This window comes from Streptomyces sp. NPDC001231 (genome assembly GCF_042896885.1).
Lineage (GTDB): Bacteria > Actinomycetota > Actinomycetes > Streptomycetales > Streptomycetaceae > Streptomyces.
In genome coordinates, this window is sequence record NZ_JBIAXS010000005.1 from 280,549 (window position 1) to 303,352 (window position 22,804).

General features: G+C 66.2%; 18 protein-coding genes and 2 pseudogenes. 9 read left to right on the forward strand and 11 right to left on the reverse strand.

What is annotated here, in order from left to right; genetic code table 11:
- Window positions 1-61 precede the first annotated feature (61 nt).
- The 3 genes from ACFY3J_RS09015 (at window position 62) to ACFY3J_RS09025 (ending at window position 2,489) form a co-directional block, all read left to right on the forward strand.
- Window positions 62-664 (forward strand): peroxiredoxin-like family protein, encoded by a 603-nt coding sequence (locus ACFY3J_RS09015; RefSeq protein ID WP_384174653.1) that lies wholly within the window; start codon window positions 62-64, stop codon window positions 662-664.
- The gene (locus tag ACFY3J_RS09020; RefSeq protein ID WP_384174655.1) at window positions 661-1,029 is read left to right on the forward strand and encodes a YrdB family protein; all 369 of its coding nucleotides are present in this window, start codon (window positions 661-663) and stop codon (window positions 1,027-1,029) included. Before ACFY3J_RS09015 ends, ACFY3J_RS09020 begins: the two co-directional genes overlap by 4 nt.
- A gap of 518 nt (window positions 1,030-1,547) precedes the next feature.
- Window positions 1,548-2,489, forward strand: coding sequence for a hypothetical protein (locus ACFY3J_RS09025; protein ID WP_390840614.1), 942 nt, complete (start codon window positions 1,548-1,550; stop codon window positions 2,487-2,489).
- A gap of 251 nt (window positions 2,490-2,740) precedes the next feature.
- Here the strand turns inward: ACFY3J_RS09025 and ACFY3J_RS09030 are convergent, their stop codons facing one another.
- Entirely contained in the window at window positions 2,741-2,962 is a 222-nt protein-coding gene (locus tag ACFY3J_RS09030) for a hypothetical protein (RefSeq protein WP_384174659.1), read from the reverse strand.
- Between the two features lie 693 nt (window positions 2,963-3,655).
- On the opposite strand from ACFY3J_RS09030, the gene ACFY3J_RS09035 reads away from it, so the two are divergent.
- Window positions 3,656-4,960, forward strand: coding sequence for a hypothetical protein (locus ACFY3J_RS09035; RefSeq protein ID WP_384174661.1), 1,305 nt, complete (start codon window positions 3,656-3,658; stop codon window positions 4,958-4,960).
- 405 nt (window positions 4,961-5,365) lie between these two features.
- Here ACFY3J_RS09035 and ACFY3J_RS09040 read toward each other — a convergent pair whose 3' ends face one another.
- Window positions 5,366-5,587 (reverse strand): hypothetical protein, encoded by a 222-nt coding sequence (locus ACFY3J_RS09040; protein WP_384174663.1) that lies wholly within the window; start codon window positions 5,585-5,587, stop codon window positions 5,366-5,368.
- 218 nt (window positions 5,588-5,805) lie between these two features.
- Between ACFY3J_RS09040 and ACFY3J_RS09045 the strand changes: the two genes are divergently transcribed.
- Both ACFY3J_RS09045 and ACFY3J_RS09050 read left to right on the forward strand, forming a co-directional pair.
- Entirely contained in the window at window positions 5,806-6,822 is a 1,017-nt protein-coding gene (locus ACFY3J_RS09045) for a DNA-directed RNA polymerase subunit alpha (RefSeq protein WP_384174665.1), read from the forward strand.
- Between the two features lie 127 nt (window positions 6,823-6,949).
- A complete protein-coding gene (locus ACFY3J_RS09050; protein WP_390840615.1) occupies window positions 6,950-7,408 on the forward strand; it encodes a helix-turn-helix domain-containing protein in 459 nt (152 codons plus the stop codon).
- Window positions 7,409-7,496: 88 nt separating this feature from the next.
- Here the strand turns inward: ACFY3J_RS09050 and ACFY3J_RS09055 are convergent, their stop codons facing one another.
- The gene (locus ACFY3J_RS09055; protein ID WP_390840616.1) at window positions 7,497-9,644 is read right to left on the reverse strand and encodes a PQQ-binding-like beta-propeller repeat protein; all 2,148 of its coding nucleotides are present in this window, start codon (window positions 9,642-9,644) and stop codon (window positions 7,497-7,499) included.
- A gap of 155 nt (window positions 9,645-9,799) precedes the next feature.
- Between ACFY3J_RS09055 and ACFY3J_RS09060 the strand changes: the two genes are divergently transcribed.
- On the forward strand, window positions 9,800-10,147 hold the full coding sequence (locus ACFY3J_RS09060; protein WP_390840617.1) for a hypothetical protein: 348 nt from the start codon (window positions 9,800-9,802) through the stop codon (window positions 10,145-10,147).
- 267 nt (window positions 10,148-10,414) lie between these two features.
- Here the strand turns inward: ACFY3J_RS09060 and ACFY3J_RS09065 are convergent, their stop codons facing one another.
- Complete coding sequence (locus tag ACFY3J_RS09065; protein ID WP_390840618.1) at window positions 10,415-10,621, reverse strand: hypothetical protein; 207 nt, start codon at window positions 10,619-10,621, stop codon at window positions 10,415-10,417.
- An 868-nt stretch (window positions 10,622-11,489) separates the two neighbouring features.
- Between ACFY3J_RS09065 and ACFY3J_RS09070 the strand changes: the two are divergent.
- A pseudogene (locus tag ACFY3J_RS09070) lies at window positions 11,490-12,119 on the forward strand (tyrosine-type recombinase/integrase); the annotation flags it as partial.
- Between the two features lie 259 nt (window positions 12,120-12,378).
- On the opposite strand, the gene ACFY3J_RS09075 reads toward ACFY3J_RS09070, so the two are convergent.
- The 6 genes from ACFY3J_RS09075 to ACFY3J_RS09100 form a co-directional block, all read right to left on the reverse strand.
- A complete protein-coding gene (locus tag ACFY3J_RS09075; RefSeq protein ID WP_390840619.1) occupies window positions 12,379-13,893 on the reverse strand; it encodes a restriction endonuclease in 1,515 nt (504 codons plus the stop codon).
- Between the two features lie 422 nt (window positions 13,894-14,315).
- Entirely contained in the window at window positions 14,316-15,062 is a 747-nt protein-coding gene (locus ACFY3J_RS09080) for a hypothetical protein (protein WP_352158850.1), read from the reverse strand.
- Window positions 15,059-15,439, reverse strand: coding sequence for a hypothetical protein (locus ACFY3J_RS09085; protein WP_390840620.1), 381 nt, complete (start codon window positions 15,437-15,439; stop codon window positions 15,059-15,061). Before ACFY3J_RS09085 ends, ACFY3J_RS09080 begins: the two co-directional genes overlap by 4 nt.
- Before the next feature lie 491 nt (window positions 15,440-15,930).
- Window positions 15,931-16,803: an ETEC_3214 domain-containing protein gene (locus tag ACFY3J_RS09090; protein ID WP_390840621.1), complete on the reverse strand. Its 873-nt coding sequence runs from the start codon at window positions 16,801-16,803 to the stop codon at window positions 15,931-15,933.
- An 880-nt stretch (window positions 16,804-17,683) separates the two neighbouring features.
- Window positions 17,684-19,561, reverse strand: a complete 1,878-nt coding sequence (locus ACFY3J_RS09095; RefSeq protein WP_390840622.1) for a hypothetical protein — start codon at window positions 19,559-19,561, stop codon at window positions 17,684-17,686.
- A 681-nt stretch (window positions 19,562-20,242) separates the two neighbouring features.
- Entirely contained in the window at window positions 20,243-21,145 is a 903-nt protein-coding gene (locus ACFY3J_RS09100; protein ID WP_390840623.1) for a hypothetical protein, read from the reverse strand.
- 368 nt (window positions 21,146-21,513) lie between these two features.
- Here ACFY3J_RS09100 and ACFY3J_RS09105 point away from each other — a divergent pair, with 368 nt between their 5' ends.
- Window positions 21,514-22,182 (forward strand): hypothetical protein, encoded by a 669-nt coding sequence (locus ACFY3J_RS09105; protein WP_390840624.1) that lies wholly within the window; start codon window positions 21,514-21,516, stop codon window positions 22,180-22,182.
- Window positions 22,183-22,485: 303 nt separating this feature from the next.
- Here ACFY3J_RS09105 and ACFY3J_RS09110 read toward each other — a convergent pair.
- Window positions 22,486-22,713: pseudogene (locus ACFY3J_RS09110) on the reverse strand (IS110 family transposase); the annotation flags it as partial.
- Window positions 22,714-22,804 lie beyond the last annotated feature (91 nt).

Genomic DNA, 22,804 nt, shown 5'->3' on the forward strand with positions numbered 1-22,804 from the left:
GGGATACGCCTACGCTGGTAAGCGTATGTCGTACGCTTACGGAGGGGAGCCCGTCGTGCGCATGTCCCGCAGCCCAGTGAGGCCCGGTTCCACCGTCCGGGACCGGCGTCTCACCGCCGTCTCCGGCGACCAGGTCGCCGTTCCCGATCCCGGCCGGCTGATCCACCTCCAGTTCCGGCGGTTCGCCGGCTGCCCGGTCTGCAACCTGCACCTGCGCTCGGTGGTGCGGCGGCACGGGGAGATCGAGGCCGCCGGTGTCCGCGAGGTCGTGGTCTTCCACTCGCCCGCCGACGAACTGCTGCCCCACACCACCGATCTGCCGTTCGCCGTCGTCGCCGACCCGGCCAGGCTGCTCTACACGGAGTTCGGCGTGGAACGCTCGCCCCGCGCCCTGCTCCACCCGCGCGCCTGGTGGCCGATCCTCCGGGCGGTCCTGAGCGGCCTGCGGGAGGTCGTGCGCGGGCGGGAGCACCTGCCGTCCACCAGCCCGCACGGCGGCCGGCTCGGTCTGCCCGCCGACTTCCTCATCGCACCCGACGGCCGGGTCCTCGCCGCCAAGTACGGTGAGCACGTCTACGACCAGTGGTCGGTCGACGAACTGCTGGAACTGGCGGCCACGCGCGTGGGGAAGGTGACGAAGGTGACGGAGGACGACTCCTGGTGACGCTTCCCGGCTCGTTGCACGTGATCAATGAAGGGCTGGCGTTCCTCCTGGAGGTGCTGGCCCTGGCCGCCCTCGCCTGGTGGGGGTGGCAGAGCGCGGACCACACGGCCGCGCGTCTCCTCCTCGCCGTCGCCGCTCCCGCGGCGGCGGCCGTCGTGTGGGGCCTGTTCGCCGCCCCGAAGGCCCGGGTGGCGCTGCCGGTGCTGGGCGTTCTGGCCGTGAAGGCGCTGGTGTTCGGCACCGCGGTGGCCGCCCTGTACGCCGTCGGCCGGGACAGGTGGGCCACCGTCTTCGCCGTCGTGGTCGCGGTCAACACCGTCCTCGCCACCCTGGACCGCAACGCCTTGACGCACCGCGGATCCTGACCCGCCGCCCGCGCCTCACTGCGGCGGGTGGGACCCGCGGCCGGCATCGCCCGCAGCGCGGCGTACTGGCTCCCGTGCGGCGGGGATCCGGATGCGAGACGCGCTCCCCGAACGCACGGGACGCCGCCCAAGACCGTGCCGCCGCCGGCGACGGCGGTCGCCCCTCTCGCACGGCCAAGACCGCGCAGGCCACGGTCACATGTGCCGACGAGGCAGAAGGAAGAGTGCATTCATCGTGCGAGTACAAGGCGCACGGCGCCTCTCCGCGGCTTCTCCGACCACGGCTTCGGTCACGGCTTCGGTCACCGATTCGACGACGGATCCGTTGTGATCGTCGAGCTCTAGTGGCGACTGCCGCAGGAACCCAAGAGGCAGGGGGCGCGCTCATCACGGGCGCGCCCCCGAGCTGATCACCCTGGAGAAGGGCTACGCCTGCCGGCGCCCTCGCACCCGGCCCGCCCGGCACCTGATCTGGGCTACGTTTTGCTTCTCGGATCACGAGAACACGGGGGTGAGTGTTGTACTCGAACGAACTCGGCGTGCTGCCTGCCGTACTCACGGGCACAACCATTGGATTGCTGGGGCTGTACTGGGCGATTCGGCCGACGAACCGATTGCATCTGTCATTCTGCGCAGGTCTGGCATGTGCTGCCTCCGCAATGGTGTATGCGCTGCTGAATCCGCTCCTTCAAGTGAGCGATTTCTCGGCAGCCCATTTGAGGGATGAGATTACGAACGGGCATTTGGCGCTGAGAGCGACATCCCTGATCATCGGATTCTCGTTCTGCGTGATCTTCTGGCGGGTCGCCCACGAAAAGGCACCCGAATACTCCATGGGCGCGGATCCCGAAAAAGACCTGCGCACCATGACGCAAGAGGCAAGAAGAGGAATCTGGACGCTGGAGCGAGCCGCTGCCCAGGGTGTACTTTTCATGGTCATCCTGGTCGGCCTGTGGGTGCTCGTGATCACGTCCCGCACCTCCACTCTCATCGCCATCCTGAACTGGGCCTTCCTCTTCATCGTCGACGACTTCGTGATGAGCGCGAACTACATCGCCCACCGCCGCGTCGGCCCCCCGAAGCTGGACGCCTGGAAGATCGCCGGCTGCTCACTCGGCACGGTCGTGCTCTTCGTGATCATCCTCTTCCAGGAATTCGACCGCTGGGTCGGCTGGACCGTTCTCTGTTTCACGTTGCTCATTGCCATGGTGACGCTCTTCCGTGCTGTCGCCCCTTTCCTTGCGGCGGCCGCCTCGAACTTCGGAATCATGCCGGAAGAAGACGACTGGCGTCCCGACGAGGAAGAAGGGGTCCTCATCGAAAACCTGAAGCTCCTCCGTGACCAGGGCGTCCTGACCGAGGAGGAACTGTCAGCGAAACTCCACCTCGTCCCCTTGCTCTACGAGCACGGCCACAGGGCCCATGAAATGGCGACCGCTCTCCCGGAACAGCGCTCATGAGACACCGTTGAGTACCGCCGCCCGCCGCCCGCCGCCCGCCGCCCGCCGCCCGCCGCCCGCCGCCCCGAAGGGCCCGCGGTGCCCGCCGAGGTGGAAGCAGGTTCACATCGCATCTCGCCGAGGCACGCGAGAAGTCAGGTGTGGCCCAGCGGGATGTGACGGCCGGATGGAAGTCAGCGCCCCCGGGCCTCCCCCTCGGCACGGTCACGGCCCTCGTATCCGGCTCCACTCGTGATGGCGAGGTACCGTCCCTAGCTGTCCTCGGGCAGGTGGAAGTAGACGGTCCCCGAGCGCCAAGGGCCGTGCTCGGTCATCTCCGATTCGATGACGACGTCCTGAATCTCGACAGGGCCCAACGCCTCGATGGAATCGGCCAGCCCTCGCAGAAGCGCCGGGACGCTGTCACACCCCGGACCAGCGGGGTTGGCCTGAGAGAAGTGGCGCACGGTCCAGTACTCCGGAGAGCTCGTCATGGGCTGATTGTAAGAAAGCCGCAGTGCGGTAGCGCTCAACACCGCCCTACGAGCAAGACCAGGCCGCGCTCGCCCAGCGGCCCTCCTACGTCCGTGAGAGGACCGTCCAGCAGATCGCCGACCCGTTCCGCGTGCCCCGGCCGACCGTGTACGGACACCTCGACAAGCCCGAGATCCCCCGCGGGCCGAAGGGGGCCGCGATAGCGACCGCACGCCTGAGCCATCCGAGCGACAGCCGTTCGAATTCCTGGGAGAAATCCATTCCCGTGGGCCGTGGCACACTTGTTCTCCGCCTCATGGGCGGTATCGGCGAGAAAGCCCCACGATTGGGAATGCGAAATCCGTACTCCGTACGGATCCGACCGTCGACGTGGGTGGCTGCCATGGCCCGTCAGCGCTCGCTTACTCTTGCCGGAGGCGAAGCGTGCCGGTCCGACAGCCCGGACGCGGCGCCGGACGCCTCGGGCACCGCCTGCATGGCAGTGATCTAAGTCACAGAGAAATGCGGGCGTCCTGGGTAACCATCCTCGTTCGCCCCTTTCATCCGTGGTGATTTCCCTCATGGGGAAGCGTGGTGCGAAAAAAACACCACTCACTCTTTACTTGGCCTATACACTCGCCGGTATTCAGGCCGCCCTGCGTGCGCTTTCCGGTGGCCGTTTCCCCTTTGTCCCAGACCAAGAAAGGCCGTCCGTGAAATTTTGCCGCTCCCTCGCCGTGGCCGTCGCCGTCGCGGCATCCACGCACGTCGTGCTCTTCGCCGCCACTCCGGCACTCGCCGCCGGGACATCCGCGGCACAGACGCAGAGCCGGCCGACGTACGCGGAACTGGTAAAGGCCGCCGCAGACGCGCAGAAGGCCTACGAGGAAGCCGTCATCGCCAAGGAGGAAGGGCAGAAGAAGCTCAAGGCCGCCCTGGACTCCCTGGACTCCGACACGCACCCGCTCAAGGCGGCCACGATCGCCGCGGACAAGGCGGCCAAGGAGGTGGCCGGCGCCAAGGAGGCGGCTGAGAAGGCCGTCGCGGACGCTGAGGCCAAGCTGGAAGCGGCCCCGGGCGACACCGAGAAGGCCGAGGCGCAGCAAGCCCTCGAAGCCGCCAAGAGCGAACTGGCGACGGCGGTCGAGGCCAAGCAGGAGGCCGACGCCGCGGCCAAGGAGGCCCGCACCGCGCTGGACGACGCCAGGGTGGCGGCCGTCCGGGAGTACAGCCTGGTCCAGGACGCTCCCAAGAAGGCCCTCGAGGCCAAGGAAGCCGCCGAAGCAGCACTCGCCACCGCCAAGGAGTGCGTCCGTGAGGACGGGCTGACCTCGCTCGCGGTGGGGCTGCCGTCCAAGGTCGTTGCCGGGACCAGCGTCGATTTCACCCTGCGCGTGACCAACGGAACCGAGCGCACGCTGACAGTGGACCCCCTGGTGTTCTTCCATGTGGCCGGCGAACACCGCGGTGAGAAGAGTCACTTGGAGGTGGAATGGTCCAACGGCGCGGGCTGGCGGGCCCTCAACGGCGACGAGCCCGAGCACATCGCGCACATCGACACCATGAAGCCGGGCGAGCAGAGCGACGTGAAGCTGCGGATGAGGGTCGACTCCGCGGCCCAGGCCGCCGACGCCTTCGCTCTGCTGGCCGGTGACGCCTCCGACGCGTACAACCCCTGCGTCCTGGGCCCGATGAAGCGCTACGACTTCGAGCTGCTGCCCGCGGGCAGCAAGACCGGCCCGGCCGACGAAGCCGAGCCCGGCCGACCCGGCGAGAACGATGACAAGCGGCCGGACGCTGCGAAGCCCACCACGGATACGGGCACCTCGGCGCAGGGCGGCGCGTCCAAGCAGACGGTGCAGGTGACGGCCACCGAAACCGACGCCGACGGCAACCTCGCCGCGACCGGTACGTCCTCCGCGATGGCGCCGCTCGCTCTCGCGAGCGCCGTCACCGTCGTACTCGGCGCCGGAGCGGTTCTCGCCGTACGCCGCCGCAAGGCCGCAGACAACGTCTGACCGGTGGACGACAGAGGCCCTGTGGAGTACTCCACAGGGCCTCTGCACTCGGAACCGAGCCCGCGCGCCGGCTTCCGGGCCGTACCACTGGACTGCCCGGTCGGTGACAGCGGCGATGCACTCGAAGCCCCGATCACACCACCGCACTCGTGGGAGCCAAGCCGCCTTGGGCTACGCGGCACGCATGCCCCAGCCAGGCTCTTGTACCTCCTCGAGCTGGAAGGTCTCGTCTTCCCCGAAATCCGGGGCTTGGAAGGGGTTCGTCGTCGGGGGCGGCGATGCTGGAGTCGCACGGCGGGGTTGCCCTTCCAGGGCGGAGAACAGCGACGTCGGATCGATGAGAGGTCTCGCTTTCGTTGCAGGTCCCTGAAGGGGCCTGGCGTGCCGTGACCGGGCACAGCGGTTCTACAGCTTGGTCATCTTGGCGTACGGGCTCAAGATCCGCATCTGCGCCGAGCCGAAATCCACGAGCGCCGCGATTCCGTCCTCGATGCCGATCACCCGGCCGAGGCCGTACATGTCGTGCGTGACCTGGTCGCCCACGGCGAAGTGCTTGGGAGCGGGCGTGTCCGGGGGCTTGAAGGGGCTGGTAGGCAAATGACGCTTCGGTGCAGCAGGCTTTGTCATTGCCCCCAGTATGCGCCTACGAACCGCGCTGGTGGCTGAATCTCAGGGGCAGGAGCAACTGATCGTGGGGCGCACTCCAGCAGGAGCCGAGCCTGCCGACCGGTCGGCAGACGGGTGGGGCCGGGCGGTTCGGCCTCCCTCTGAGGGCGAACCGCCCGTACCCTTCGTGGTGTCTACGGCGTCACATAGCGGGCGCCACACACTGGAGGCAATACCTCGTGCTGATCGCTCAGCGTCCGTCACTGACCGAAGAGGTCGTCGACGAGTTCCGCTCCCGGTTCGTGATCGAGCCGCTGGAGCCGGGCTTCGGCTACACCCTCGGCAACTCCCTTCGCCGCACCCTCCTGTCGTCGATCCCCGGCTCTGCTGTCACCAGCATCCGCATCGACGGCGTCCTGCACGAGTTCACCACCGTGCCGGGCGTCAAGGAGGACGTCACCGACCTGATCCTCAACATCAAGCAGCTGGTCGTCTCCTCGGAGCACGACGAGCCGGTCGTGATGTACCTGCGCAAGCAGGGCCCGGGTCTGGTCACCGCCGCCGACATCGCGCCGCCGGCCGGTGTCGAGGTGCACAACCCCGACCTGGTCCTCGCCACGCTCAACGGCAAGGGCAAGCTGGAGATGGAGCTGACCGTCGAGCGCGGTCGCGGCTATGTCTCCGCCGTGCAGAACAAGCAGGTGGGTCAGGAGATCGGCCGTATCCCGGTCGACTCGATCTACTCGCCGGTGCTGAAGGTCACGTACAAGGTCGAGGCCACGCGTGTCGAGCAGCGCACCGACTTCGACAAGCTGATCGTCGACGTCGAGACCAAGCAGGCCATGCGTCCGCGTGACGCCTTGGCGTCGGCCGGCAAGACCCTGGTGGAGCTGTTCGGTCTGGCCCGCGAGCTCAACATCGACGCCGAGGGCATCGACATGGGCCCGTCCCCGACGGACGCCGCCCTGGCCGCCGACATGGCGCTGCCGATCGAGGAGCTGGAGCTCACGGTCCGCTCCTACAACTGCCTCAAGCGTGAGGGCGTCCACTCGGTGGGTGAGCTCCTGGCCCGCTCCGAGGCCGACCTGCTGGACATCCGCAACTTCGGTGCGAAGTCCATCGACGAGGTCAAGGCGAAGCTGGCCGGCATGGGCCTGGCCCTGAAGGACAGTCCGCCCGGATTCGACCCGACCGCCGCTGCCTTCGACGCGGACGACAACGACGGCACGGGTTTCGCGGAGACCGAGCAGTACTGAACGCCGGGGCACGAAGCTTCCCCCTCGGAGATCACTCCGAGGGGGAAGTTCGAGGCGGCCGAGAACCCTTCAGCGCGCCCGGCAGGTTGCCGCGCCGCCGGACCGGGCAGCCGAGGCCCGGCCACCGGTGCCCGCCCGGGCGGCCGAGCTCGGCTGGGGCCTCGGCTGCAGCGCACCCCTGTCCGCCCGCGAGCTGCCGCACCCCGACACCCGGGCCGAACGCGCCCTGCAACGTGCCCGCCGCCGGGACACGGGCCGTCGTCCACACCACCGATCCCCTCACCTGCCACGCGCTCGTCACCCCGGCCGACGCCCGCGAACTCGCCCGCACCCGCTTCGCCCGCCTGGACAGGGCCGGGCCGCCAGGCGCTCCGGTCCTCCTCGACACCCTGCGGGCCTGGCTCACCCTCCACGGCAGACTGGGACCGCACCGCGGCGCTCCTGGGGGTCCACCGCAACACTCCGCCACCGCCTGGCGCGGGTGGCCGACCTCCTCGACGTCGACCTCCAGGGCCCCGGAGCCCGGATGGAACTCTGGTTCGCCCTGCAGCGGCTACCGGGCGAGGCACCGCACGAGCGCCCCTGAAGCCGACGTTCTCCGCAGCGAGCCGTCGTGCTCTGGTCCGTCCTGCTCACGCCTGATCCGCACGGTGCGCGGCGATCGCCTCGGCCGGTCAGGTGGGCCCGTCCGGGCTCCGGGAGAAGGCCGTGTCGCCGGCCATCGCCACGATCGCGTCCTTGACGAGCAGCACTCGCGGCGGGTAACCCTGCGCTTTGTCCCCGGGGTCGTCCAGTGCGGAGGTGCGCCAAACCTCAGCTCCGGTGCGACTGTCCAGTGCCAGCAGACGGCCGAAGCGGTTGGAGAAATAGACCCGCTTGTACGTCGCTGACACCGCGGGCACGGACAGACTCTCCACGTCCGTGACCTTCTGCCAGAGTTGTTTGCCGCTGTCCGCCGACACCGCGGTGACCGACCCGTCGGACCGGACGAAGTAGACGACGCCGTCCGCAAGGGTGGCCGCGCCGGTCAGCGGGTGTGCCAGCGGTATCCGTCTGACCTGCCCGGTTTCCGAGGCCACCCGCAGCAGCGCGTTGTACGGCCGTTCGTACCCGGCTTCGTACACGTCCTTCGCGGTCTGGGGGGCGAGGAACAGTGGTTGCCCGCCGACGGCGCCGAGCGCTTCCGCCTTCTTGGGCAGTGTGGCGGTTTCGGTCAGGCTGCCGGGGCCGAGCCTCATCAGCTCGACCGGAGCCTGGCCGGACTCGGTGCCCTCCGAGCAGAGGGCGTAGGGGACGCCTCCCAGCACCGACGGAGTGCAGTACTCGTCCAGCGAAGGCGCCCGCCACAGTTCCTTGCCGGAAGGTCCGTAGGCCACGAACCACGAGGAGTCGGGAGACAGGGTCAGCAGTCCGCCGTCGTACAGGACCGCCTTTTCGGCCCGGTTGATGTCGCGTTGCCACCGCCGGTGCCCGGTACCGGCGTCGAGGGCCACCACCCGCCTGGTCTCGTCGTCCGGTTCCTCGTACATGTAGACCAGCCCGTCGCGAACGCCGATCGGCTGCGCCCCCTGAGGGCGGGTGCCGGTCCGCCACAGGGTGCGGCCGGAGGCCGCGTCGATTCTGGCGGCCGTGAATCCCGTACCGCCACAGAACAGGGCGCTTCCCTCCGCCACGCATCCGGGGCTGTCGTAGTCGAGAGGGACACCCTTCACGTCGTACCGCAGCTTCGTCTGCCACGGCCGCCAGCCGTCGGGCAGTGACGCGGCACGGGACGTGGCCGTGGCGGCGGAGGCGGTGGTGGTGTCCGGAGCGGACACGAAGACACCCACCCCGATCCACAGCCCCGTGACGGCCAGCGCCGCGCCGAGGCCGGTGAGCAGCACCCGTGCTCGTCGGCGCTTGCCGGTGCCGGTGCCGGTCGCGGCACCCGCGGAGGTGGTGGCCGCGTTCCGAGAAGTGGGGCGACGCCGGGGTTGCGTGGACCGCCCCGTCTCAGGGGACCCGGTGGCGTCGGATTCCGGCAGCGCCTGGAGCATGCGGTGTACGTCCGTCAGTTCCGGCCGTGTGGCCGGGTCCTTGTCCAGGCAGCGCTCGACGATGTCCAGGAGCGCTTCGGGCACCCTGTCGAGGTCCGGGGTCCCGTACACCACCTGATAGCCGGTTATGTACGGGCTGTCGGCGTCGAACGGTCCCGTGCCGACGGCCGCGAACACCAGCAGTGACCCCAGCGAGAACACGTCCGAGGCCGGGGTGACGTCTCGGGGAGAGGCCACTTGCTCCGGCGACATGAAGGGCGGAGTGCCGATCATCCGCCCGGTCGTGGTGAGGTTCTGGTTGTCGGAAGCGCGCGATATGCCGAAGTCGATGACGCGCGGCCCGTCCTCGGTCATCAGGACGTTGCCCGGTTTGAGGTCCCGGTGCACCAGGCCCACCCGGTGGATGTCGCGCAGTGCCTCGGTGAGCCCCAGCCCCAGCGCGCGCAGTTCCCGTTGGCTCAGCGGGCCGTCCTTCTCCACGACTTCGGCAAGGTTGAGCCCCGGCACGTAGAGCGTCGCCATCCACGGCCGGTCGGCGTCCGGGTCGGCATCCACGACAGGCGCGGTGAAGGCACCGCTCACTCTGCGCGCTGCCGCGATCTCCTGCCGGAAGCGCGTCCGGAACTCCTCCTCCTGGGCATACGGCCCGTGCACGAGCTTGACCGCGACCTGCCGTCCCGAGGCGGAGACTCCCAGATAGACGACTCCCATGCCGCCCGCCCCGAGCCGACCGAGAAGGGTGTACCCGCCTATGGACTCCGGGTCCCCGGTGCTCAGGGGCGTCATCGCCGATCATCCTTCCCAGCGCCTGCCTGCCTCACGGGGATCAGAGTAGGGCCTGCGTGCGATGGGTCATCCGTCCAGGTGAGGGCTCAACTCCCGGCTGTCCAAGCCGATGCCGAAGCCGATGTCGAAGTCGAAGCGCGTCGAGGTGTTCATGTGTGCCCGTTTCGCCAGAGTCGGCGGTCACCTGTGCGACCGCGAACACCGAGCTGACCGTCACGTCCACCCCCGACGGCGAAGGCGGAGCCAAGGAGAAGACCCTGAAGCTGCCGAAGGGCGGTGCCGCGGGGACGATTGCTGTGGTTGCTGTACTCCACTGCTGTACCGCCCCCGTCACCAATGAGCTCCCCGAGGGGCTCTGCGGGCCGGCTCTCAAAGGACCTGCCTGGTCCTACTACCGCACGGGCCCCGGCCTGGACGTCGATATCCTGGTCGAACGTTCCCCCTTCGGCTACGACACCTTCCGCGCCCCGGCCCGCGTTATCGCGACCTTCGACATCCGCTGAGCGAAAGAGGCTGGATGGTGCGGCGGGAGCGGTCGAAGCGGCCGTCCATCGGCTGACAGACGGCGCGCGCACTGGCAGAGTTCGAGGTCTGGCCTCATCCTTATCAGGTCGATCACAGGGCGGCGTCGACGTGGGTCAACTCGCCTTGTGCCTCCCTTGATCCTTCGTCGAAGGTCGGCACTGACCGCCGCTGTTCGCACCTGTTGGTGACAGCTGCGGATGTCAGCTGTAGGACGCGGACTTGACAAGTACGCCCCGCATGCAGGTTCACCGGAACAGCATGATGCTTGCGCCCACAATGGCATACAAGGGAAGGACGACGAAGAGCCAGCCGGTCAAGAGGGCTGGGATCCGGTACTTCTGCTCGGTACTTCCGCCCTGGAAGAAGATTCTCAATCCTCTGTAGTCGGTCACGATGGCCAGCCCCAAGGCGATGGCTGGACTGAACACCGCCAGGGTTATCAGGAGGTCCATGGCCGCCACCGTAGACTCCAGGAAGCCCAGGGGGTGCTGGGGTCACCTGCACAGCGAACTGGCTAGCGGCTCCACGAGGGGCCTGTCGGCGAGCCACGCGGTCGGCGTAGCGACTTTGGCCGGGAGTTTCAATGACCCAGTCAAGCGCCGCCGCGCTCGGATCCTGGAGCACCAGTTTGGAAGATCGCGTACGCGGGTCCCTGCTGAGCTGCCAAGTGCTTGAGCTGGGAGAGAATGCGGCTGGACTCGTGATTCACCGTGGGTCCCCACAGCCTCCTGCCTGAACGGGCACGCGGGGGGCACGGCACACTGGGCGATGTCGGCGGTGGCGATTCTGGCGGGGGAAACGTGAGCAAGGGTTGGCCTGAGCGCTGGTGGACCACGGCTCTCCTGGCTGTGGTGCTGACTGGCATCGTGACCTACGACGTCTGGAGGGTCGTGGGGGTTCTTACGGAGCCGGTAGTGGACTGGTGGGCCCTTCTCGGGCCATGCCTGGGGGGAACCTGGTTTGCGCTCCTGGCGGTTGTGTGTGCCCACCGTGCGATCACCCTCCACAGGAGGACACGAGCCGTAGGTGGTGAGACGCAGGCCGGCCACTGACTCTGTGGCAGACAGGCAGGACTGCGCGGACTTCGCCCACGCGGTCGGCGGAGCGACTTTGGCCGGGCGCTGCTTTGTCGCGAGTGATCATGGCCCCTTACGCTGGCCCGCGGATCGGGCAGGCTTGTGGACCTGTCCATTAGTGCCCGATGTGGGGCCATTGAACGGCTGCGCGAGGCCGTCCGCCGGACGGAGGGCCTCAGCCCGGAGCCGAGCGCGGGGGTCGTGGACTCGCAGTCGGTGAAGGCGGACGCCACCGTCACCCTCAGCTCTCGCCAACGCGGTGGGGATGCGGTGGCGGCTGATGGTGCACCTCGGCGCTTACGGGCCGATGCGACCAGAAGAGTTGGCCGGCCTCCGACGCGGGGACGTCGACGTCGACAACCTGCGCACCCGGGTCCGCCTCGCCGAGCCGGAGCGCATGAACGGGCGGCGCGTCCAGGGCGCCACCAAGTCCGAAGCCGGAACTCGGACTGTGATTCTTCCCGCGTTCCTTCGCCGGGAGCTCCGGTGGCACCTGGAGAGCTACGCCGAGCCGGGACCGGATGGGCTGATCTTCGTCGGCGAGAAGGGACCTTCGTTCCGGCGCAGCACCTTCGGGCGGAAGTGGCGACGGGCGCGTGAGATCGTCGGCATGCCCGAGGGCTTCCGGTTCTACGATCTCCGCCACACGGGGCACACGCTGTCCACGCGGTCCGGTGCCACCCTCAAGGACACGATGGTGCGCGCCGGGCAGTCCTCCGAGAAGGCTGGGCTGATCTACCAGCACTCCGACGAGGAGCGGCAGGAGGAGGTCGCCGCCGGCCTCGATGGCACCGTCCGGAAGGCTCGGGCTGAGGTGGCGAAGAAGAAGGCGACCGAGAAGCCTTCTGGCACGAATCTGGCACGCGGCGAGTGATCGCCGAGGAAAGCAAAAAGGCCCCGGTCTCTGACCTGGGCCTTTCTCATGGAGCGGGTGACGAGAATCGAACTCGCGCTCTCAGCTTGGGAAGCTGCGATCTCGTGGGGCCGGTCTGGGCGCTGACCTGGGCGAACGGTTGGATCGTGGCTCGATCGAGCTGGCCGCTTTCACCGTGATTCCCCGCTGTTCCCCGCTTGATCTGGTGCGGTTGTGGTGCAGTGCTGCGGCTTGGCCTTCGCTGCTCCCGGACGGCGGCTCATTGGATGTCAGAGGGCTGCCAACCTGGAGGTGTCTTGGGAAGGCCGATCAGGACGTCCATGTTCAGGTGTTCCTTGAGCAGCGCCTTGAGATTGCGCCCGTTGATGAGCTGCATCCTGCCGTTTCGGTGAGCGAAGTCAGCGCTTGCCTTGCCAAACCAAGAGGTCGTTACCAGGACTCCGCGACTAGCAGCCTTGTCGTGCATCACCCCCGCCAATGCCCGAACCGTCTCAACGGGCACTGCGTTTTTAGACCTTTTCGCCTGGATGGCGAAGACAGTGGTCCCGACCGGGTCCCGCTGGACCGCGACGGCGTCCACACCGTCATCTCGCGAGCCCTGAGTTCGCCACGTCTCGAAGCCCATGGCTTCGAACAGTTCGCGTACAAGCCGCTCAAAGGCGTAGGGGTCCATCTGCAGGAGGTCGGGGCGGCTGTCGAGCCCTGCCACGGCGCCGACATCCGCCGTAATGCGGTATCGCGACAGATCGATCTCAACGACTGGGGGCACCGCCTCCAGATCGTGCGGATGGCGGGAGACGACAGCGCCGAGGTACTTCAGGCTCTCCTGCGCATCGAGTTCGGGCTCGTCTAATACGAGTTCGTCGAACTGCTCGCGCTGGGCGACCACGCTCACCAGGCAAGGTCGCACCGGCCGCCCGGTTGCGCGATCCTTCGCACTCACATGCCCGTTGAACACCACCGTTGTGACGAGATCAGGTGGGGTGGTGGAGAAGGCCTCGTCCAGTGCCCGCAGGGCAAGGCGGGCGACCAGAGTGCGGTAAACCTTCTTCGTCTCGGCCTCCTTCCGCGGCTGAGCGACGATCTCAGTCCGCTGGGCCACAACCCGGTAGGCCACCACGGCCGGCACTACGTCAAGCTGAGGTAGCTCTACCTCAATGAGGAGCTGCTGAGCCTCAGGTATGTACGCCGCTCCCGCACCGACACGGCACCCTTTGGGCACGGAAGAGCCGCGCAGCACTTCTTCCACAGCCTCTGCAACGCCCTGCGGGCCCTGCTTGGCGAGTGCTTGCTCGACATAGGGGTGCCAGCTCTTCAGGTTCCTGGGCCGGTCCGTCAGCACCGCCTGTAGTTCCGCCAGGCGCTCTTGGGCCTGGCGGGTGCGCTTCTCGGCATCAGCCTTCAGCTCCAGCAAGTGCATTTCTCGCGCCTGCTTCTGCCGCTCCTTCTCCACACGAGCCTGCTCCCGCTCGCGCTGCTCAGCAGCGCGCTGCCGTTCGGCCTGGCGCTTGGCCAACTCACGCTCGATACGGGCAACCTCACGCGCCTGTGCAGCCTGCTCCCGCTCCAGATGCTTCTGTCCTGCGGCCACCAGACGGGCGCGCTCGGCTTCGGCTTTGGCGGCTTCCCGTTTCTGACGGCGCCGACGCTCCTCAGCGGCCTTCGCAGCCGCCTGCTCCTTCTGCTGAGCACGCTTTAACTCAGCAGCCTTGGCCTGCTGTTTCGCTTTGTACGCCTCAGCAAGCACTTGCATCACTGACTTACGGCGCGCCACGAGACCCCCACCTGCACTTCCGCCACCTTCGAAAGCTGCACGCACACCACGGCTCCCCTGCCGGGCACCCCTCAGCGATACCCAAGTCTGCTGAACAGGAATCGTTGCGCTAGCCAAGCGCGGCCAGACCACCACACGACCATAGGCTTCGAAAGCCTGGGTCTTCTGGTTGCCACTACGGTGCTGACCTGCGGTGGAACTGTGCTCCGGCCCATGGCGGTACGCGGTCGATTCCCCGTTGTTTCCCGGGAGTCCCACAGGTTCTGGCACACGGATGGCACGCTTCTTGCCCTCGTCGTCCCTGGAGGCTGGGTCTTGAACGTCTGAGCCCTCAGACGACGAACGTCAACGACGATGGCAAGTGCGTCGGACGATCAGATCTGGAGTGTTGGGACGCTGAACGGACTTGGTGATGTCGACGGCTACGAGTAGGCCGCGTACAGGACAGATATAAAGATGCCGAGTAGAACGCCGGCGCCGAACCACCGCAATCGACCCTCCCAGTCGGGGAGAACCACCGGTGGAGGCGGGGTCACCCTTGCCTCGACTCGCTCCGCGATGTCCGTGAGCGACCTCGTCACCTGCTCGAGCCTGACCGCCTGGGTGCTGTCACCCTTCAGGTTGCCGACTCGGTGTGTCGCCGTACTGAGATCCTCCAGGCTGTTCTCCAGCCGGGCGGCGAGCCCGTTAAGATCGCTGCCGTCGTGGTGGCCGAGAACCCCCTCCAACCGTCTGACGAGCAGGTCAAGCGCGTCAAAGTCGAGCTTCGCGGAGGCTTTGGACAGACGGTCTGCGGCGTGGGTCAGCTGGCCGGCGACATCCTCGTTGATGCTGTGGCTTGCATGGGTGAGAAGGCCAGCGACGTCCTCATTGATCCGGTGAGAGGCGCGTGAGATCTGACCGGCGACGTCCTCGTTGATGCTCCGGGCGGCCAAGGAGAGCTGACTGACTGTGTCAGGCGAGATAACACCGTCTCGCAGAGCATCTTCGAGCATCTGTGACAGCGCGGGCGCGGACTTCCCCAGCTTCGCGAGTGTGGCCCTGGTTTGCGGGTCGATCTCGTGATGGATGTTGATGTCGCCGATGTGGTCACGGCCGACAAAGGCGCCGTCGCCGTAGTTGTTCTGGACGGTGCGCTGCTCCGGAGGCGCTGGGTCGTCGGTGGTCACCGGTCGTCTCGGGTGTTGATGTTGATGTCGCCGTAGTGGTCGTTGCCGATGAAGGCCCCGGAGCCGTGGTTGTGCTGGGAGCCGATGTTGACCGTCTTCGTCGGCGCCGTCGTCTTGAGTTCCTCGATGTCGGCTCGGGCGTCGGGGTGAGCGTCGAGAAAGGCGGCAAGCAGCTCGGTCCAGGTGTCGGTGACAGTGCGCCCAGTGATTTCACGCCGGGCCAGGGCTGCCGCGTGCTCGTTCAGCACCTGTAGGGCAGCGGCCTCCTCCTGAGGGTTGCCACCGCGACGGAAGATTGCCGAGATCCGGGTGCGCAAAGCGTCGGCCTGGCCCTGGAGCAGGTAGGAGAGGACGCCGCTGGCAGCTCCTGTGCTCACGGCCATCACTGCTTCTTCGTACATGGGACGGTTCCCCCTTCGGACCGTTTCGCACGCCAGAACTGATCGACCGTACCGGCCATGGCACAGCAGGTGCCGGGCAATGCGGGGCGCTGACCGAAATCCGCTGCTGAAGGCGTGTTCCCTACGCCCGCTGAGCAATGAGGCCAGCGTTCTCACGTGAGGGCGCTAGCCTGACCTGGCGTTTTCTTGTAGAGATGGCGGGATCTGAAACCACGACCTCTTCGTCCCGAACTATCGGCTGGGAGGTCATTGAGGATTGGCGGGCTGGTCAGCCGGCCATCGAGGGCCGTTGATGGTTGTCCGTGGTCGCGGTGGTTGCTGTACCTCGCTGCTGTACTGCACTTCCCTCAACGCGCGATGGAAGCGGTCTCTGACGTGGTCAGTCGCAGACGGCCTGCACCTGGCGAAGGAAGTACGGCCACTGTCCGGGCCCGCCGCTGTATCCCGCGCTTCGGAAGAACCAACCATCACTCCGCGTTGCTCCTTAGCTCGCGCAGGCGTGCTGCGGCGAACCGGACCTTCCAGCGCAGCCGATCGAGGCGCGCCCGCAGGCCGTATTCGGGCTCGACGAGGATGACGCGGCCGATCTCCGGGCCGACTGCTGAGGGCAGAATAGATTCGAGGCGGAGGGCGCTGCCGCCCGCGATGAGGACGGAGTTGATCCGGGCCAGTGCCCGGTAACCCTCGATCTGCGAAGGGTCCTCGCACTCCTCCGAGTTGGCGCCTAGACCGACGGGGGCAGCGGCGGGGTGTCCGGCATCGGAGACTCCCACTACCCAGGTCCGGTAGCCGCCAGGACTCCCGAAGTAGTGAGACTCGGAGTAGGAGTACCGCTGGGCACCGACGGCCCAGAGGGGAGGACCGGCGACCTCGGGGTGAGGGAGGGAGGAGAGGTGCGACTTCCCCAGGCGGATGACATGCTCGGTGCCGATTCGGATGGCCGGCCGGAAGATCCTACTGCGGGTCGTGAGGCTGTACATCGCGACCTCGTCGTCCTCTGTGCACCATGTGGTTAGGTAGGCCATCCTGCCCAGCGGCCAGGTGCGGACGGTCATCTCCTGCTCGGCGATGCTGATGCCTGTGCCCTCAGGCTCCGGGTCGCCGACGAACTGCTCGACGCTCTGCTTGTACTGCCAGGCAGGCTCGCCGAACAGCTCCTTGACGTACTCATGCCGGACGTGCGGAGCCAGCTTCCGGTAGTTCCTGATGAACAACGCCCGCTTGCCGAGCGTGCCGCGCCACCATCCGCGCAGCGTGTTGTAGAGGGCGACGTAGGCGCCGAACACCGCGGCGATCATCCAGATGTTGAGCTTGGTGTCAACGGTCGGTATCCAGTGCACGGCAGCATCCTGCCGCACTGTCAGATCCCGGCGATACCAGCCGCTAGAACACGGTGGTGACTATGGACTGGGATCGGTTGGTGCGACTGCTGGCGGGTGATGACGATGCGTCTGTGGCTGCCCTGGCTGCCGTGCTCAGCGTTGCTTCCTACGTGGAGTGGGATGGGACTGTGCCTGCTGAGTGGCTTGCCCGGACCTATGCGCGCCGACTTCGGAGCACGCGGCGGAAGGTCGTCGAGACTGTGGGACTGGAACGAGCGGTGCACCTCCTCGGTGGGCATGACCAGCCGGTGCGCCTTGGGCGGGTTACAGCTACCGATGGAGCATGGGTCTTCATGCTCTTCCTCACCGAGGACGGCGGCGCACTGGTGGCCTGCACGGGCGTACGGCGGGCGGGCGGCCCATCACCGCTTTAGGAGAGAGGCTGGGTGATCTCGGGCCTGAGCTGCGACTTCGCTGGCCGAGGAAGCGAGCGGCTACTCGACCGCGGGGCGCCGGTGTTGACCGTGGCTGACCGCCGCATCTGGCACGGTTGTGGCACGAACCTCAGCCGACGACAGCCAGCCACGATGGAGGGTGCGCCGACCGACCAGGCGCGCGTGTGCCTCGCTGCACCCCCACCGGCTTGCACCACGCACTGCGACGGAGAAGCACTTGCCCCTATGGGGCAGCATCTTATTCCCCGGTGTTCTCCGTGGTTCGCCGTACGATCTGGCACGCGTCTGGCACGACCTCTTCGTCCCGAACTCCCTGCTGGGCGGTCACTAACTCTGGTGCTGGGTAGCGGGCCATGATAGCTGCTGTGATCACCAGCGGTCACGGTGGTTGCTGTATTGCTGCTGCTGCCCTTCGACCGGTCCCGCATCTATTATCAGTGGCCCTATTCCGTGCTCCACGGAGATGAGGGTGAGCCGTCCGGGTCCAGCCCGTACTGCCATCTCCCACGGCCCAGCAGGGAGCGGATATGGCCAGCGTCGGCGGCATGCCGGTAAAGGGCGTCGAGGCCCTCCTGGTCACCGGCCTGTTCCCGCATTCGCTCCAAGTCGCGCAGGACGTAGAAATCACCGGCATCGGCGGCCTTCAGAGCGATGGCTTCGGCGCCCTCTCGATCCCCGGCCTCCTCCTGTATTCGTGCAAGATGGGCGGGGGTGGGGCCGCCGTTGGCCTCTGCGGCCTGCCGGAAGGCGGACTCGGCGCGCTCCGGGTAACTGTCGTGCCACGCTCGCCACAGATGCAACAGAGGGGAGATGTCACCAACATCGGCTGCTTCTCGAGCGACGGCTTCGGCACCTTCCAGGTCCCCGGCGTCCTCTCGCATCTCTGTAAGAACAATGAAGCACAGAGTATCGCCAGCGTCGGTGGCTTCCCGGGCCATGGCTTCGGCACCTTCCCGGTCCCCGGCGTCCTCTCGCATCATCATCAGGTCGGCCAGGGAATTGGGGTCACCAGCGTCGGCGGCTCGCCGGTAAAGGGCCTCGGCACCGTCAAGATCCCCGACCTGTTCTCGCAGTCGCGCCAGACCGCGTATCGCATCTGGGTCACCGGCTTCGCCCGCCTGCCGGTAAAGAGACTCGGCACCCTCTCGGTCCCCAGCCATCTCAAGCCTCTGACCCAAGAATTTCAGGCCTCTGGGGTCCCCAGCGCCTGCGGCCTGCCAGAACAAGGAAGCGGCGCCCTCCTGGTCCCCGGCGCTTTCCCGTTCCCAGGCGACTTTGATCAGGGCGCCGGGGTGGCCGGCACCGGCAGCTAGGAGGCGGAGGTAGTGGGCCCATTGCGCACGGCCCATCTCCTCGGCGGCTTCAGCGAGGCTGTTGAGGTCGCCGGGGTGAATGAGATGTGTGTAGGCGGCGTGCCAGAAGGATGCTGGTGGGCAGAGCCGGCGGCGGGCGGTTCTCCCGTGCTGTTCGAGATAGTCGGCGAGGCGGAGCATAGGACCCGTTGGCAGGGCCGCAACAGTGGTCGGCGTCGGGCCGATCGGGGGACGACGCGCGGGCCGAGGGTTTGTACGGCCCAGCGGTACCTGCTTGCCGTGGACGGGGCGGGCAAGGTCCGCATAAGCGGCTTCTGCCCAGTCGTTGGTGAGTCGGTTCCAGTCGTCGTCGGTGAGATAGTCGGCGGCGGCGTCGGTGAGGAACGCTTGGGGGAGGTGGAGGCCCATCCCGAGACGCCGGGCGTCCATCGCAGCTTCCAGCAGAGCCCGGACGGCCGGGGCGCCGTGCTTGTAGCGGCGCAGCAGTTCGGGAGCTCCAGCGAGGTCTTGGGCGATGCGCCCGTGGCTGCCAGCGCGGGCAAGGGCATCCGCCAATAGCCGGTCACCTTCCTGGGCAAGCCTTGCGGCCGCTCCGAGCGCGTCCTGGTCGAAGGTGTCGGGGACAGTCACTGTGCGGCTGGCGAGCAACTCCCGGACGCGGCTGTGCGGGTCGGGATTGCCGGGTCTGGGGATAACGGTGAATTGATCCTCGTACTCGGGCCAGAGGGTTCCGAGGATGAGGACCGGTCCGCGGCTGGGATCGGTGAGGAGGGTATGCAGGGCGGCGGCGATGCGTTCGCCTGCTTGGAGGTCTCCAAGATAGTGCTGGGCTTCGTTGAGCCACACCACTGTGTGCGGCGCGACGCGTTCGAGATCGGTGAGCGCGGCTTCGGCCCGTGTCGGGTCGTAGGGATGCCACAGAAGCCACCCCTCTGCAGCGAGCGGTTGGACGGCCTCCCAACACGCCCGGGTCTTGCCCGTGGACGACGAGCCGACCAGGACCAACATTCGGCTGCGACCATCCATGGCTTCGCCTACCGCATCAGCTAACACCTGGTCGTGGGCACGGCGGACGTAGCTGGACAATGCCCGAACCGAGTTGGTGGACGCGGCAATTCCGGACGGATGGACTTCCAGGTCATGCGGATCCCACTGCCCGATCGGCCGGCCGGGGCCCTCGCCGCCTCCATGCCCTAGACCGTCCCGGTGCGCGGCAGCTTTGTGCTGAAGATCTAGTAGCTCCCCTTCTGGTAGGCGGAGTGCTCGGGCCAGCGCCGTGACGGTTGCAACTGACGGGACGGCCCCGTCTGCCCGGAACGCTTCGTGGACTGTCGTACGGGCCAGCCCGGACCTGGTAGCCAACTGCATCTTAGTCAGCCGTTTATGAGCCAGCCCATCGTTGAGCTTGTCACGCAGCTTGGCCAGCGGTTTTTCCCGCCCATCGGGTCCCTTGCCCGGCATCAGGCCCCCAGTTGAATGTGTACGCCCACGTTCATCTTCGTCCGGTCGAACCGCGAAGTTCAATCAAGTCAGCATCCCACCCTATGCAGGAGATCATCGTGCTCGTGTCATCGCCGTCCTTCTGAACGGCTGCTGGTAGTCGTCGTGTTCGTCATAATCGTGCCATGCGATTCGGAACAGGTCGGTTGCCGTGGCTCATGGCCGTCCGCCTGGCATGTTCCGCGCTGATTAACTCGTGATCGCTTGCGCGGCCTGCTCGCCGATCGCCACAACCATTCCTCCCAGTGCAGTACCTGCCGCAGGGGCGATTGCCTCCATGAGACGATCAGTCAGACGGCGTAGACGGCCACGATCCGGATCGGCACCGCCCGCCTCGGCCTCCAACTCGTCCGTGATTTGGGCCACTTCGAGTTGCTGCTCCTCCTCGAGACCGTACGAAGGAATCCCCTGACGAGCAACGCTCGCGAAGTGAGTGAGCTGAGCGAGGACGGCAGGGTCAATCCCCGAATTATTGTTCTGGGTGAAGTCGGACTGAGTGCCGACAACAACATTTTGCGATCCATCGACCCGGACGTTGAATGTCGGACCGTTGGATGTAGGCGGGTTAAGGAACTCAGACACCGACTTCTCGCTTTCTGCGCATTCAACCCCTGTTGCTGTGAGCGAGGGATTGAGTAGATGATTCGCCTGATCGACCTGCAGTCCCTGGATCAGGTCAACTGAGTGAAGATAAGAAACGGCGAGTTCAACTTCGCGCTCCTTGAAGGGCTGTCCGACAAAAGAAGACCTTCCTGATTGATGGAACTCCGCGCTAGTCGCGGGCGTCTCGCCTTCGATGTAGCAGTCATACAGCCAGAGCATCAAAGATTTACGCAAAGTCGTCATCCGGGCAGGTCCGTTGCTTCTTTCCGTACGCAGCTCGGAAACTCGGCTAATTCCGAATGGGCTGATGGTGTAATCATCCGCCAATGAATGCAATTGAATTAGACCGGCCGCCTGAAGCCTACGTACTGCCGGCCTGAGGTCACGACGGTCAAACTGCGACCACACGTCAACCGGTTTGTCGAGGTCGCCGTCAGACTGGTCGTAAATGTATTCCAGGATGCTCAGCTCGTCCGGTGTGAGAGACACGCGGCGAGCCTACGCCAACTGGCCGGGACCTTCCAGGAAAACCTCCCTGGGCGGGCTACTGGACGGTAAGCTCTGGCCAAAGCTTGACACTGCTTGATCACATGTCTACTCAGGTAGGTTCGACGCTTTTGGGAGGCTGGATGCACGACCAGGGAAACAACGCCAGAGTAAGGGTGCGTGACTATCTCTATGTCGATACTTTGCGGGTCAGGACTCTCCTAGCCCAGCTCTCGTCGGGCCTGCCCGAGACGAGGAGGTCGGATCACACCCGGCGATGGACTGATTCCCTCGCGGGTATGGATGGTCCACGACATGAAGAGCGGGCGAGCGACCAGGAAGTTCGCTCTCTCGCGGATCTACATGTTGCGATGCTCGAAGATGATGCCGAGTACGTTCAGATGCTTCTCGATGTCAGTGAAGTCTCCAAAAGGCCGAAGAACTGGAATCGCGGTCGTCTTCATCGTGCACTCCGTCCCGGATCGCTAATCCGAGTCAAGGGCCCAACAAGCATCATTTATCCCGCTTCATTTGCTGCATCTGCTACTGCCTTCGACTCATTCAGTGATGATGTAAATTTTTCTCGCGACGTGGAAAAGATTGTTCACGCAATGTATGGTGAGCATCTCACGCTTCGTGTGTACCCATGCGGTCAGGACGAGTGGGAATATCAATTTTCGGGAGTCATTTCTGACCCTGGTAACTACCTGGCTGGCGAGAAGACGGTGCTTTTCTCTCGTCTAGGTGCAGATCCGCAAGAGTGGACCACTCTTGCGACCATCAGTAGAATTCCTGAGCGAGACAGCACGCCCCCGACTGCCCGCTTTGAGCGGGTGATGTCTACTCTTCAAACCGTCATGGGGGACAGTGAGATCAATCGCCAGGTCCTTGAGAGGATGATTCAGGAAACGAGTAGAGCGATGGAGGGAATTGGTTTGAGTGAAGCTCCCACGTGGCCAGCGATCTCCGTAATTCCGCTCGCCGTTTACCGAGCAGTGCAGCCATCGCAAATCACAGCCGAGCTAGAATTGGATGACTGACACCTGGACGGTGATATTAGGTCGGTGGAGCGGCTTTGGGCTGGAGCTGCTTTGGGGCGAGTGATCTTGGCCCCGTAAGCTTCCGGCGCGTCGGGCAGTCTGTGGACCTGCCCGGTAAAGCACGACGTTGGGGCCAAGATCTTCGAGGCTCGCGCCAAAGTGGCTGCGTAAAGCCGCGGAGCCGACCGCCCCAGCCACGACGTACCCCTTCTCTGACATCAGGCGACGAATTGCTCTGAGCGCGGCACGGACGCCGGCCGGGCTGGAGCGGGGCGGAGACAGACATCCGATGCGGTTGATCAGTCAAGCGGTGCTGGGGAAGGCGGTCTGCTCGTCGTAGGGGATGCGGTGGGTGAGGCAGTGGTGCAGGCAGCCCAGTAGGCGGTTGAAGAGGTTGCGCTGGGCTGCGACGTGTCGTTCTTCGGCTGTGCGGCGGCGGTCGTAGTGGGCTCGTGCTCCGGGGGATGCGGTGAGGGCTGCGAATGCCCATATGTAGCCGGCCGAGGCGAGACGCTGGTTCTTGATGTGCCTGAAGTTCCCCCATGATCGTGGACAGCGGATGGTTACGCTGCGGGGGCAAGGTCTTGTGCTGTCAGGGCCCTGGTTTCGACCGGGGTGACGT

Excerpts from the sequence above, each read along its gene's own strand:
- ACFY3J_RS09015 (WP_384174653.1), top strand. The coding sequence starts at position 62 with ATGTCCCGCAGCCCAGTGAGGCCCGGTTCCACCGTCCGGGACCGGCGT.
- ACFY3J_RS09030 (WP_384174659.1), bottom strand. The coding sequence starts at position 2,962 with ATGACGAGCTCTCCGGAGTACTGGACCGTGCGCCACTTCTCTCAGGCC.
- ACFY3J_RS09040 (WP_384174663.1), bottom strand. The coding sequence starts at position 5,587 with ATGACAAAGCCTGCTGCACCGAAGCGTCATTTGCCTACCAGCCCCTTC.
- ACFY3J_RS09055 (WP_390840616.1), bottom strand. The coding sequence starts at position 9,644 with ATGACGCCCCTGAGCACCGGGGACCCGGAGTCCATAGGCGGGTACACC.
- ACFY3J_RS09065 (WP_390840618.1), bottom strand. The coding sequence starts at position 10,621 with ATGGACCTCCTGATAACCCTGGCGGTGTTCAGTCCAGCCATCGCCTTG.
- ACFY3J_RS09095 (WP_390840622.1), bottom strand. The coding sequence starts at position 19,561 with ATGTTGGTCCTGGTCGGCTCGTCGTCCACGGGCAAGACCCGGGCGTGT.
- ACFY3J_RS09105 (WP_390840624.1), top strand. The coding sequence starts at position 21,514 with ATGCTCGAAGATGATGCCGAGTACGTTCAGATGCTTCTCGATGTCAGT.